Below are 12,254 nucleotides of genomic sequence, written 5' to 3' on the forward strand. Positions count from 1 at the left end.
AGTCTGCCAGTCCTTAGACTGTCGGGTGTGAGCGCGTACCTGGACCACGCCTCGACAACGGCTCTGCGCCCGGAGGCGCTCGAGGCGTTCGTCGGTGAGTCCCGCCTCGGCGCCGGCAACCCGTCCTCGCTGCACTCCGCGGGCCGTCGCGCCCGGGTGGCGGTGGAGGAGAGCCGCGAGGCGCTGGCGAGCGCGCTCGGCGCCCGCCCGGGGGAGGTCGTCTGGACCTCCGGGGGCACCGAGAGCGACAACCTCGCCCTGCAGGGACTGCTGCGCGCCCGTCGCGCCCTCGACCCGGCCCGGCGGCGGATGCTGCTCAGCGCCACGGAGCACCACGCCGTCCTCGACTGCGTCGAGTGGCTGCAGGCCCACGAAGGGGCCGAGGTGACCTGGCTGCCCGTCGACGCGAGCGGGCGCACCGACCTCGACGCCCTGGCCGCCGCCCTCGCCGACGGCGGGGGTGACGACGTGGCCCTCGTCTCGCTGATGTGGGCGAACAACGAGGTCGGCACCGTCCAGCCCGTCGCGCAGGCCGCGGAGCTCGCCCACGCGGCGGGGGTCCCGCTGCACACCGACGCCGTCCAGGCCGTGGGGCACCTCCCGCTCGACTTCGCCGCCTCCGGTGCGGACCTGCTCTCCCTCTCGGCCCACAAGTTCGGTGGCCCCGTCGGCAGCGGGGCGCTGCTGGTCAAGCGCGGCACCACCCTCGTCCCCCTCGTCCACGGCGGCGGGCAGGAGCTGGGTGTCCGTTCGGGCACCCTGGACGCGGCGGGGGCCCGGGCGACCGCGGCTGCGCTCACCGCGGCGACCGCGGGCCTGCCGGCCGAGGGCGCCCGGCTCTCGGCCCTGCGCGACCGGCTGGTCACCGGCCTGCTGGAGGTCCCCGGCGCCACCCTGCGGGGAGCCGCCGCTCCCGACCGGCTGCCCGGCAACGCCCACGTGACCTTCGACGGCTGCGAGGGGGACTCCCTCACCTACCTCCTCGACGCCGCCGGGGTCGAGTGCTCGACCGGGTCGGCCTGCCAGGCGGGTGTCCCGCAACCCAGCCACGTCCTGCTCGCGATGGGCCTGAGCGCGACCGAGGCGGCCGGCGCCCTGCGGTTCTCGCTGGGCTGGAACTCCACCGACGCCGACGTCGACGCGGCGCTCGCCGCGATCGGGCCGGCGGTCGAACGGGCCCGGCGGGCGACGGGGTCGCGCACGGCCCGGGCGCGGCGACGACCGCGCACGACGAAGGAACTGGCCATGGGATCGACCGGGGGAGTGTCCTGATGCGTGTGCTGGCCGCGATGAGCGGTGGGGTCGACTCGGCGGTCGCCGCCGCCCGGGCCGTCGACGCCGGGCACGAGGTCGTCGGCGTGCACATGGCGCTGAACCGCAACCCCGGGACCCTGCGGACGGGCTCCCGCGGGTGCTGCACGATCGAGGACTCCCTCGACGCGCGCCGCGCCGCGGACCTGCTCGGCATCCCGTTCTACGTCTGGGACCTCTCCGACGACTTCGTGGAGGACGTGGTGGAGGACTTCGTCGCCGAGTACGCGGCGGGCCGGACCCCGAACCCGTGCGTGCGCTGCAACGAGCGGATCAAGTTCGCGGCCCTGCTCGACAAGGGGATCGCCCTGGGCTTCGACGCCGTCGCCACCGGCCACTACGCGCAGATCGTCACCGGGGCCGACGGCCGGGCGCAGCTGCACCGCGCCGCGGACGCGGCCAAGGACCAGTCCTACGTGCTCGCCGTCCTGGACGCCGACCAGGTCGCGCACGCGATGTTCCCCCTCGGCGACGCCCCGACGAAGGCCGAGGTCCGGGCCGAGGCGACGCGACGCGGGCTGCCCGTGGCGAACAAGCCCGACAGCCACGACATCTGCTTCATCCCCGACGGCGACACCCGGGGTTTCCTCGCCGACCGCCTCGGTGAGGTGCCCGGCGAGATCGTCGACGAGTCCGGGGAGGTGCTCGCGACCCACTCCGGCACCTACGGCTACACCGTCGGCCAGCGCAAGGGTCTCGGGATCTCCAAGCCCGCCGCCGACGGTCGCCCGCGCTACGTGCTGAGCATCGAACCCGTCCGCCGCACCGTCACCGTGGGCCCGGCGGAGCGGCTCGCGGTCCAGGCCCTCGAGGCCGTCGACGCGATCTGGAACACCGAGGCACCGCTGGGACCGGTGGAGGTCCACGTCCAGGTCCGTGCCCACGGCGAACCCGTGCCCGCCGTCGCCGAACTCGTCGGCGAGGTGCTGCAGGTGCGGCTGCGGACCCAGCTCACCGGCGTCGCGCCGGGGCAGACGGTCGCCGTCTACCGCGGGACCCAGGTGCTCGGTTCCGCGACGATCTCCGGGACGACCGCAGCCTGAACCACGCCCGCGCGACGCCGCACCGAGTGACACCCCGGTGCGCAGCAGCTGCGGGCGAGGGGACGACTGCTACCGCTGAGCGTGGTCCCTGTCGGCCAGGCCCGAACACCTGCACTCCGAGTCGTCGGTGAGTGCCCGAGCGTCGAACCACGACCGAACACCCGCGGTCGGGGGCTGTCCGGGTGAGGCGCGGGGTCGGCGGGGGCCGCTGCGGGTACGGTCCGTCGGTGCGTGCACTCGTCACCGGAGCCACCGGCTACGTCGGCTCCCGCCTCGTCCCCGTCCTGCTGGGGGCGGGCTTCGACGTGCTCGCCGGTGCCCGTGACCCGGGGAAGCTCGCGGCCTTCGACACCTCACCGGGACGCACCGGATCCCAGGGCCCCACCCCGTCGGGGACCGCGACCAGCGTGGAGCTGGACGTCATGGACGCCGACTCCTGCCGCCGCGCGTTGAGCGAGCACGGCCAGGTCGACGTGGCCTACTACCTCGTCCACGGTCTGGGTGAGGGTGACTTCGCCGAGACCGACCTGGTCGGCGCCCGCACCTTCGCCGCCGCAGCAGCGGCCACCGGGGTTCGGCGCATCGTCTACCTCGGCGGACTGGTCCCGCCGGGGCAGGAGCTGTCGGAGCACCTGGAGAGCCGTCGCGTGGTCGGGGAGACCTTGCGGGAGTTCGGGCCGGGGGTGGACCTGGTGTGGTTGCGGGCGGCGATCGTGCTGGGGGCGGGGTCCACCTCCTTCGAGCTGATCCGTCACCTGGTGGACCGGCTGCCGGTCGTCCCGGTACCGGCGTGGATGAAGCACCGGGTGCAGCCGATCGCCGTCGACGACGTGGTGCACTACCTGCGCCACAGTGCCGAGCCCGACGTGCCGGCCGGCGCGTACGACGTCGGCGGACCTGATGCGCTGCCCTACCGCGACCTCGTCGCCACCTACGCGCAGGTGAGTGGCCGTCGACGGTTCCTGCTGCCGGTCCGAGGGGTCAGCACCGCTCTGGCGGCGCGGGTCATCGGGTGGATCGTGCCGTTGCCGTCCCCGTTGGTGGCCGACCTGGTCGACAGCCTGACCAACACCATGGTCGTGACAGAGGACACCATCCGGAGCTTCGTGCCGTCGCCGCCGGGCGGTGCGGCCGGGGTGCGGGAGGCGTTGCGTCGTTGTGCCACTCCGGCCGGGGTGGCGGTGGTGGGGCCCGGCGCGAGCGCCGATGCGTTGCGCCTCAACGACACCGACCCCGAGTGGGCGGGCTGACCCGCACCGCTGCACCGTCACCGCGACGACGCGAGGGCGACAGGGGTCGTCGCCCGTGTGCGGTGAGCGCACCCCGTCAGTCCTGCTGCGGGGTCCGACTCCGGTCAGCGGGCACAGGGGGTTCCAGGAGAACCCCCTTCGCGCGGAGCGTGATGCGGACCCTGGTGTCGCCGGGGAGGACCTCGACGGTCTCCTCCGGTTCCTGGACGAGGCCCAGGCCCTGCTGCCGAGCCCGCTGGTGCAGCGTCTCGTGAGCGGCCCGCAGCACGTCGTGGCAGCTGTTGCGCCACTCGGGCCGGGGGACGACGCTGGCCAGGACGAGGTGCGGGTGGACGGTCACGGTGTGCTCTCGGGTCGGCGCGTCAGTGATCACTGACGGCTCGTTGCGCACGAGGAGCAGCACCACACCTGACGGTTCCGGGCCAGGTGGGACGTCGTCATCATCTCTCCGCACGGCTCCACCTGCCCGCCGGGACGTCGACGCCCTGCTCCCGCGGGCCTGCTCCGACGAGGAGCCCGCCGGGCGACACCTGACCGCTGTCCTGCTGCGTCGAACAGGTCTCTCGGCGAGGTCAGTCCGTGCTGCCGGCGGTGGGAGCCGTTCGGGGGTCGTCGTAGCCGGGCCCTGCCTCCTCGGGGCGGGGTTCGTCTTCGGGGTAGGCCCGTACTGCGAGGAGGGCGACGTCGTCCTCGACCTGGTCACCGATGTGGTCCAGCAGCGCGTCGCAGAGTTCGTCCACGGGCAGGTGCGCGAGAACGGCCGCGGTGGTGCACAGCCAGTCCAGGCCGTCCGGCAGGGATGAGCTGCGGCGCTCGACGAGCCCGTCGGTGTAGAGCAGCAGGGTGGAACCGGGCGCCAGGAGGACCTCGTGGTCGTGGCGGTTGGTGGTGGGGTCCACGCCCAGCATGAGGTCCGGGCGGGTCTCGAGGAACGCGGTGGTTCCGTCCGGGGCGATCACCAGCGGTGGGGGTGGCCGGCGTTGGACCAGCGCAGCAACCGGGTGCCGCTGCGACGTTGTTCGGGGGTCTGCTCGATGCGGGCCAGGATCAGGGCGGCCGTCGTGTCGACGCCCAGGTCGTGGGCGGCGTGGTCCAGCGTGGTCAGGATCGCGGCGGGCGGGTCGCCCATGGCGTAGCCGATGCCGCGCAGGAGGCTGCGCAGTTGGCCCATGGCGGCGGCGAAGCGGTCGTGACCGGTGACGTCACCGATGACGAGACTGGTGGCTCCGTCAGCGGCGATGAACGCGTCGTACCAGTCCCCGCCGACCAAGCTCTACCGTTGAATGTGTCCGGGAGCGGACGTCGGCGAACCGAAGATGACCGCTAGCACTTCGGGTTGCCGCAGCTCAATCCGTGCAGGGGGAAGGCCCGCGCGGCCGTGGAGACGGAGTGCCAATCCCATCGTGCACCGACTGCGGCCCAGTACAAGAGCTGGCCTTCCCAGACGTCGACCTTTCGGATAGTCGGTCACTGAGTCAGAGCCTCGTCAAAATCTCCAGGCTGCCAGGTGCGTTGGTCGTCGGTGAGGTAGTCGTCACTCATCAAGATCATGGTCATGACGACTTCCTACTGCACTCGGCGCCTACGACCAGTCCTCCGCGCGGCGGATGGACGCAGTCCTTGGCTTGCATCCGGACATCGACAAGACCGCGACGTCGCGGTCGCCGGCAACAGCGCTCACAACGCGGGATGACCGTGACGTCGCCCGCAGCTTTCACACGTACCCATGACGTGCGGCTGCGAGCTCCGCGCGGTCTTCGCTCTGGCCTTGGTCAGGCTTCACGCCGGGCGTCAGCAGCGGCCTCGCCGAGGGCCCGCACCGCCTGCAGGGGAGCGAAGGGCAGCACGAGTTCCACCTGGAACAGCGAGCCTGCAGCCAGAGCCCGCCAGGACGCGCTCGTCTGGTCTTCCCAGCTCCTGTGGACGTGGACGGGCGGCATTCTCGGTTCGCGCAACGTCATCCACGAGACGGCGCGGGATTCTTCCCACGCCTGTATCTGCGGGTCGTGCTCGCCGGGGTCTCCCGGCTCCGCGAGGCTGCGTCCCCAGGTGATCCGCATCCACCCCGCACCGGCAGGCCGGTCATGCGTGAGCACCACCTCGCTCGGGTCGACCCCGGGCGGTGCGAACAGGACAAGTACCGAGTGCTCATCTCGTGCGCCGCGGGTCGGAGGCGGTGCGGTGGCGCGGGGCACGGGGTGCTCGAGCACCGTCTGCCCCCCGAAGCCGCGGACCGAGGTCGTGCAGCCCCGATGCTCCAGGGCCGGGATCTGGGGCAGGGGCACGCCGAGGTGCGCGGCGACTTCGGTGGTGTCGAGGGGCGTGGTCCAGTTCCCGACCGGGGCCATCGACATGATGTTGGCCCCCCGCCGCCCCCAGTGCTGGACAAGCTGGAGGCGGTTCAGCCTTCTGGTGGTGGCGGGCGTGAGATTGACCGTGGGAAGGAGGGTCCGCACCCTGACATCGTGCGACACCGCGGGGTTGTCCTGGGGTCGGAAGAAGGGCAACACGCGCGCCCGGCCGGCGGGATGACCGTGAAGTTGATGAGGCGATGTCGACCGTGCGTCAGGCTGTTGTCGTGACCGTCGAGATGACCCGAGGAGACCGGCAGGACTTGGCTGGGGCCTTCTACGGGCAGCAGTTGCGGCGAGTCTCCTTCGCCGGCCAGGATCTGACCTCCGTGAGCATCCCCCGACTGCTGTGGCTTGAGCGGTGCTCCTTGGATGGGGCGGACCTCCGGCAGGCCACGTTGGACGGCATGTTCCTGAAGCTCTGCACCTTGAAGGGCGTGAACCTGCGGGGTGCCTCGCTACGAGGTGTCAGCTTCGCGGGGTGTGATCTGACCGGGGCTGACCTGCGCGATGCCGATCTGTACGGGGCCTCGTTCGGTGCGGTGAACACCGGGGACAGCAGCGGTCGGACGGTGTTGAGCGGGGCGCTGCTCGATCGGGGTGCGCTGGTTGACGTCGAGGTCGATGCTGGCACTGTGCTCCCCGGGGACTGAGGCGATCTGACCTGACGGACATCAGCAAGATCGCGACGCTGTCGGTTGCTTGCGACAGCGCGCACAACGCGGGATGACCGTGCGTTCTGCACTCGGTGCAGCACCTCGCGTGGAGCTGGCGATCACGTCTCTCGTGGCGATGGATGTCCCGTGTCGCTGAGGTGCAGTGGAAGCGCACGTGAGGCGCCGGCGGCATGCCGGCCCCAGTGCCCCCAGTAGTCCTGGCGCCACTGCCACTGGACGTCGTTGAGGCTCAGACCTGCGCGCAGGGCCAGCAGCCCGTCCTTGAGGTCGCACCAGATGTCGGTGAGGTCGTCGATGAGGTCGCCGAGGCCAACGCTCGCATCTGCTTCTTGAAGAGCGAAGGGATAGAACGCCTCCCAGTAGTACCCGGCCCACGGTCCGGTCAGCTGGCCTATGCGTTGGTAGCAGGCGCGCCACTCCTCGGGGGTGATGGCCACAGGCGACTCGGCATCGGTGGGCTCGACGTCTGGAAGGCGGACGGCCGCAGCGACAGCATCGCTGAGAGCAATCAGCAGCTGGGAGGCGAAGGTGACCTCATCACCTGCCTCACTGTCCTCGATCAGAGAGCAGTAGGCCTCAGCGGCCTCTTGCATGTCCACGGTTGCATGGTGGCATCAGCTTCGCGGCCATCCGCTTCTCACCAAGACCCAGCGTCGCTGCCCTCTGGCGATCACGCACAACGCGGGATGACCGTGCGCTTCGCGCGCACTGCGGGATGACCGTGCGTCTTCTTCGGCAGTACGACGGGCCGGGCGTCATGGCTGCCTTCGGCTGTGCCGCCGTTCTTGGAACGACTTCCACGATCGACTGACCCGCGGGGAGACGATGAAGTACCAGAGAGCAAAGGCTCCGCCGCGGGTGACGGTGTGGACCCAGTGAGGCCAACCGAGCGAGTCACCGATCGCGGCGATGATGGCGAGGCTGAGCGCGTAGATGAGGACCGCGAGGGTGAGCCACAACCACAAGGGCATCAACGGGCGACGACTCGCTGTGGGGTCAGACACGGCCTGACGTTCCCATGGGTTGGGAGTGAGCCTGCTGTCGTTGACCAGCATGGCACCCAGATGCCGCATTCCTCAGTCATGCAGAGGGCGGGAGGACCGCGCGTACCGCGGGATGACCGAGACGTCGCCGGCCGCCGCGGATGGTGGCTGAGCGGTGCCTTGCGCTCACAACCGGCTCGTCACTTCGCGGCCACCACGGCTGCGGGTGATCAGCTTCCGCCTCCACCCCCGCCATCACCGCAGCTGCCGCCGCCGCTGTCACCGCCCCAGCCGCCGCCGCTGTCACTGCAGTTGCTGCCGCTGTCACCACCGCCGAACCAGCCACCACTATCACCGCTACTGCCGCTCGAGCCTCCACCCCAGAAGGAGGTGCTGCGGTGTTGGGAGGCGTGCAAGCGACGATCACGAGCACCAGGCTGGTCCGGGTGCCCGTTGCGGCGGGCGACGCGGACAACGGCCAACACCACCGCCAAGACAATCAGGCCTAGGACGAGCAGGGGGATGACTGTCACGGCCAAGAGCACGATCGACACGAAGACCACCTCCGCCCGACTCCCGGCTGCCTGCGGCAGCACCGAAGGGAGACGCTGAGCGCAGCGTGGCAGATACGGACCCGTTAGGACACAGCAACACCGCAACATCCAAGTAGCGATGAGAGGCGGGCCATCAGTGCGTTACCCGGACTCGACCTGGTCACCTCCAGCCGAGGTGGGCCACCCACGAATTCTTGAGTCCATGGCCAGTCACTCGTCGTGGTTCGGGACTCTCGATTTGTCGGCGGGTGGGCCGGACCGCGCACTCAACGCGGGATGACTGAAAGACCGGTCGGCCCTGGTGCTGCCGCTACTCGAACTGGTCCAGGCCTGGATCACGCTCTGAGCGAGCAGCTCGGATGCTGTCTCTGAGACCGGCAGGAAAGCCCACCATGATCAGAAAGTCGGTACGCCTCACTGTTCTGGCTCTCGCGCTGTCGGCTTGTAGTGCCAGCCCAGTCGCCTCCAGTGAAGGCCTGGCCGTTGCCTCCACCGCTGGCGCGGCGTCTTCGACCAGCACGTGCAGCGCGGTTTCCAGCGTCGACTACATCGTCACGGTCACTGCAGAGGTCCCAGCCGGAGAAGGCCGGGTGCCAGCACTGTCGTGGGAGGACAGGCCCGAGCACGCCCCAACCGCCACGACCCTGCAGCGCACTATCCGAGCCTGCGATGCGACGTCGCTGAGTGTTGGCTTCCGCTCCGCCGAGGGCAGCTTCATGCCCATTCGCCCGTTGGCGATCACGTCCGAGACCCTCGATTCCTCAGCAGGCCCCATCCGAGTCGTCAGCCCAGCCGACAACAAGTCCCTGTGCGAGGAGGACGTCGATGGCGCCTCTACAGGGGGGTCGTGTGCCCAACCGCTCGGCTGGTACCTGATCCTTGTCGATCCCAAGCTGGGCACTTTCGAGCTGTGTGCACCAGTGGACTTCGGCGACGGTGTCGAGCCGTCCACTGTGACGATCAACGGCACAGTCGCTCTCACCTGAGCGCGGCTACGTGGCGAATGGCGGTACCGCTCGGCCATCGCCACGACTGAGCGTGTGGGTCAGCTCGGCAGCACCTTCACCGCTGCAGCGATGGCCCTCACCGGTGCCAACTCGCTGGACATCTGAAGGGAGAGGTCATCACGGCCGACGGGCAGGACGGTTTCGACCGAGATCTGGTTCCCGAAGGTCCGGTGCACCAAAGCGGGACGTCCGTGCAGGGTGCCACTGACGTGACCGCCCTGGACAGAGTCCAGCGGGTTGTCGAAGGTTCGAGACTGCTGTTGCGGGGTGCCCGAGATGGTCACGGCGTCCATCGGGTTGTCGAAGGCCTGCGACTGCTGCGGGGTGTCCGCCTCGGTCACGGCGTCACTGATCGACACGTTGAGCAGACCGCGCTGGTAGCTCAGGTCCAACGGGGTGGTCTGGACGTCGACGCCGGGCGGTGCGTAGAAGACCTGGGCGGTGAAGCTGTCCTCAGGTCGCGTCTTGCCGGAGCTGGCGGTGTGGCGAGGGGGTAGGACGGTCACGGTCTGTCCGGGGTGTGAGGGCAGGCTCGGCTGGTAGAAGCTGCAGGTGCGGGTGTAGCCGACGAGGTCGGGGAGGGTTGCACCGAGCCACGTCGAGAGGGAGTGACAGCCGATCAAGCTCACCGTCTCGGCGGCGGGGGCTGATCCGGAGGTGCCTGGCAGGCCCAGCCAGTTGGTGGTGTCGATGGGGACCACCGCCTGGACCTGGTCGAGTGGGAAGACGGCTCCCGTCGCGGTGCCGGACGCGGTGGTCCCGCTGGTGCTCACAGTGATGGCGCTGAGAACACCGAGAAGCCCGAGGGCGCGTCGCGACCGCATAGCCCAGCGGGCGGGGGTGTCGGTGGACGTGAACGGGCCGTGGGTGTCCATTGCTCCCCGATGCTGGTGCTCGCGTGCGCGGCGGTGCGTTGTGACCTATCGGCATCTGCTGGTCGGCACTTGAGCCGTGGACTTGATCACCCGAACGGGTGACCGGATCGTGGATGTTCGTCTCGCTGAGCGAGAACACCGTCCGCATCTCGCCGGATGCGTGAAGTCGACGGTCGCCTGATTGCGCGCACCGCGGGATGACCGTGAACTCCAGTCGATCTAGGGGGCTGGCGGTCAGGGCTGAAACAGCAGGAGCCCCTCGCCCCAGTCATCGATGATCTCCCTCGTGCGGTCATGACCCTGGGCTGCGTCGTAAACGGCACATCCGGCTTCGACGCGGGCGAAGGTGTCCCGCAGTGCGGTGGGGTCGCCGTCGAGGGTGCGTTGCAGCAGAGGCAGCAGGACGTCTGCGGGCCAGTCCGGTAGCGGGTGCTCACGCAGCTCCCACGGCAGGTACTTGTGGTACGACCGGACCCGTCCGGCGAGGGCGAAGATGAGGTCGAGCAGCCACGGCATCGACTCCGCGCCGTCCAGACGGCACTCCAGGCGGTTCCCGTCACGATCGGACTTCAGGGCCCGGTAGGCGTAGTTGAGCCAGCCGTCGAGGCGACTGTGCTCGATCACGACGGCCTCGACCTCCTCAGGGGTCAGGGTGGCCTGGCGGTGCAAAGCGGCGGGGATGCGCCCGCCGGTGCGGTCCAGCAGGGTCAGTACCCAGGCGAAAGACCAGCGGAACCACCAGCCTCCTGATCCGGAGGCAGGGGCTTGGTCCAGTTCGGTCAAGGACAGCGGAAGTTCGTCGACGGTGGCGGAGCGGGTGGCCGAGCGGTGCTGAGCAGCGTCGTCGGTGAGTACGACGTACACGTCGAGGTCGGAGTGTTCAGTGGCCACGGCTCGCCCGACAGAGCCGGAGAGGACGAGACCGAGCAGGCCGTCACCGTGTTCAGCGAGGTTTCGCTCGGCGAGATCGACGATGAGCTGTCGGTGGTCATCGGTGAGGTGGTCTGGCAGTTGCAGGTCCATGCGTCCCTCCTGGCTGCTCCAGTCGACGACGGGAGTTGGTAGAGGCTGGCACATCGCTGTCGATGTGAGCACGGGCATTTTGTGCGCACCGGGGATGACCGTGCGCTGCGCGCACCGGCGGTAGGAGCGGAGATGCGGCTGAGCCGATTCGGTGACGTGGCTGGCGGGAGTCGAAACGGGCCCGCTCGACCCGAGATGCTGAGCGGCGTGTCGCACCGTCCCCACCTCTCGTCACTGCGGTCTCACTGCTTGGCCTTCGCTCGCTACGTGCTGCTGATGCTTTGCGCGGGCGTTCTAGCCGTCGGTCGAGCCCTTGACGGCGAATGGTGGTGGTTCGCGCTCACGACTCTGGTCGCGGTCTGGGCCGTCGTTGCGCTGGTTTTCTTGGTGCGTCGGCGGCGTCACGCTGTCGCCGTTGGTGGCCAGTCGACGCAGGAGACAGCCGCGGCGGAGGCCGTTGCAGAGACGCAGTGGACGACCGAGCGCTTGCGCGAGCTCGCCCGTGATCGAGATCTGGACCTCGACTCCTCTCAAGGTCGTATCGCTCTCATCAAGGTGGTGCGGGAGAACGACCCGCGGCTGGGTTTGGTGGCAGCCAAGAACGCCGTGGACCGCGTTTCCCGGATGTGACTGAGCATCAGGGCTACCCATGTCGTGCCGGTGTTCCCTGAACGACAGGGTCCAGGGGGACGTTCGTAGCACCGGAGTGACCGTACGGAACTCGTCAGGTCCGTGACGTCGTCAGCCACCGGCGACCGCGCGGAAGGCGGGATGACCAGGTACTACGTCGACTTGCTCGCCGAGGCACGTCGCACCCATGACAAGAGAGTCAGCACGGTTGCTGAGTCGACTTCGTGGGTCAGCGAATCAGCGGTCGCCAGGTCATGTGCACCGACCGAAACACCGTGCTCCAGGAGGAAGTCGATGATGTCCCGTCCTTCGAGCGGGCGGTAGTCCGCGAAGCGCCGGGGCATGGGGCCCTGCATGGACGGAGCGTCGTCCAGCACGTCGTCGGGCACGTAGAAGTCCAGGTCGACGCGCATGACGTCCCAGTCCTCGTTTCCTGCTTCGTCACGCTGGGGGATGTGTCCGCGGCTCATCTGGCTCCTTGTTTCGACTCAGTGACTGTTTCAGATATGGAGTGAGTGCTGCCTCGGCCTGGTCAGCCGACGCAGCATCA

General features: G+C 69.5%; 12 protein-coding genes and 1 pseudogene. 6 read left to right on the top strand and 7 right to left on the bottom strand.

Annotated elements, in window-relative coordinates; translation table 11 throughout:
- Window positions 1-27 precede the first annotated feature (27 nt).
- From ACFQ46_RS13770 to ACFQ46_RS13780, 3 genes are all read left to right on the top strand, one after another.
- Entirely contained in the window at window positions 28-1,272 is a 1,245-nt protein-coding gene (locus ACFQ46_RS13770) for a cysteine desulfurase family protein (protein WP_380259984.1), read from the top strand.
- Window positions 1,272-2,354, top strand: a complete 1,083-nt coding sequence (gene mnmA / locus ACFQ46_RS13775) for a tRNA 2-thiouridine(34) synthase MnmA (protein ID WP_380259985.1) — start codon at window positions 1,272-1,274, stop codon at window positions 2,352-2,354. The genes ACFQ46_RS13770 and mnmA overlap by 1 nt, the downstream gene beginning before the upstream one ends.
- 227 nt (window positions 2,355-2,581) lie before the next feature.
- On the top strand, window positions 2,582-3,604 hold the full coding sequence (locus ACFQ46_RS13780) for an NAD-dependent epimerase/dehydratase family protein (protein WP_380259986.1): 1,023 nt from the start codon (window positions 2,582-2,584) through the stop codon (window positions 3,602-3,604).
- A gap of 76 nt (window positions 3,605-3,680) precedes the next feature.
- On the opposite strand, the gene ACFQ46_RS13785 is transcribed toward ACFQ46_RS13780, so the two are convergent.
- From ACFQ46_RS13785 to ACFQ46_RS13795, 3 genes and pseudogenes are all read right to left on the bottom strand, one after another.
- The gene (locus ACFQ46_RS13785; RefSeq protein WP_380259987.1) at window positions 3,681-3,977 is read right to left on the bottom strand and encodes a hypothetical protein; all 297 of its coding nucleotides are present in this window, start codon (window positions 3,975-3,977) and stop codon (window positions 3,681-3,683) included.
- A 199-nt stretch (window positions 3,978-4,176) separates the two neighbouring features.
- Window positions 4,177-4,775, bottom strand: a pseudogene (locus ACFQ46_RS13790) (PP2C family protein-serine/threonine phosphatase).
- Window positions 4,776-5,376: 601 nt separating this feature from the next.
- Entirely contained in the window at window positions 5,377-6,060 is a 684-nt protein-coding gene (locus ACFQ46_RS13795; protein ID WP_380259988.1) for a hypothetical protein, read from the bottom strand.
- A gap of 122 nt (window positions 6,061-6,182) precedes the next feature.
- On the opposite strand from ACFQ46_RS13795, the gene ACFQ46_RS13800 reads away from it, so the two are divergent.
- Entirely contained in the window at window positions 6,183-6,608 is a 426-nt protein-coding gene (locus ACFQ46_RS13800) for a pentapeptide repeat-containing protein (RefSeq protein ID WP_380259989.1), read from the top strand.
- A 122-nt stretch (window positions 6,609-6,730) separates the two neighbouring features.
- Here ACFQ46_RS13800 and ACFQ46_RS13805 read toward each other — a convergent pair whose 3' ends face one another.
- A complete protein-coding gene (locus ACFQ46_RS13805) occupies window positions 6,731-7,225 on the bottom strand; it encodes a DUF5063 domain-containing protein (protein ID WP_380260001.1) in 495 nt (164 codons plus the stop codon).
- Window positions 7,226-8,561: 1,336 nt separating this feature from the next.
- On the opposite strand from ACFQ46_RS13805, the gene ACFQ46_RS13810 reads away from it, so the two are divergent.
- On the top strand, window positions 8,562-9,155 hold the full coding sequence (locus tag ACFQ46_RS13810; protein WP_380259990.1) for a hypothetical protein: 594 nt from the start codon (window positions 8,562-8,564) through the stop codon (window positions 9,153-9,155).
- A gap of 59 nt (window positions 9,156-9,214) precedes the next feature.
- On the opposite strand, the gene ACFQ46_RS13815 is transcribed toward ACFQ46_RS13810, so the two are convergent.
- Together ACFQ46_RS13815 and ACFQ46_RS13820 are read right to left on the bottom strand one after the other, a co-directional pair.
- Entirely contained in the window at window positions 9,215-9,949 is a 735-nt protein-coding gene (locus ACFQ46_RS13815) for a hypothetical protein (protein ID WP_380259991.1), read from the bottom strand.
- Window positions 9,950-10,285: 336 nt separating this feature from the next.
- Complete coding sequence (locus ACFQ46_RS13820; RefSeq protein WP_380259992.1) at window positions 10,286-11,074, bottom strand: hypothetical protein; 789 nt, start codon at window positions 11,072-11,074, stop codon at window positions 10,286-10,288.
- Window positions 11,075-11,341: 267 nt separating this feature from the next.
- Here ACFQ46_RS13820 and ACFQ46_RS13825 point away from each other — a divergent pair, with 267 nt between their 5' ends.
- Window positions 11,342-11,704: a hypothetical protein gene (locus ACFQ46_RS13825; RefSeq protein WP_380259993.1), complete on the top strand. Its 363-nt coding sequence runs from the start codon at window positions 11,342-11,344 to the stop codon at window positions 11,702-11,704.
- Between the two features lie 152 nt (window positions 11,705-11,856).
- Here ACFQ46_RS13825 and ACFQ46_RS13830 read toward each other — a convergent pair whose 3' ends face one another.
- Complete coding sequence (locus ACFQ46_RS13830) at window positions 11,857-12,174, bottom strand: hypothetical protein (protein ID WP_380259994.1); 318 nt, start codon at window positions 12,172-12,174, stop codon at window positions 11,857-11,859.
- Between the last annotated feature and the right edge of the window lie 80 nt (window positions 12,175-12,254).

It is taken from the genome of Kineococcus sp. GCM10028916, assembly GCF_042674865.1.
Lineage (GTDB): Bacteria > Actinomycetota > Actinomycetes > Actinomycetales > Kineococcaceae > Kineococcus.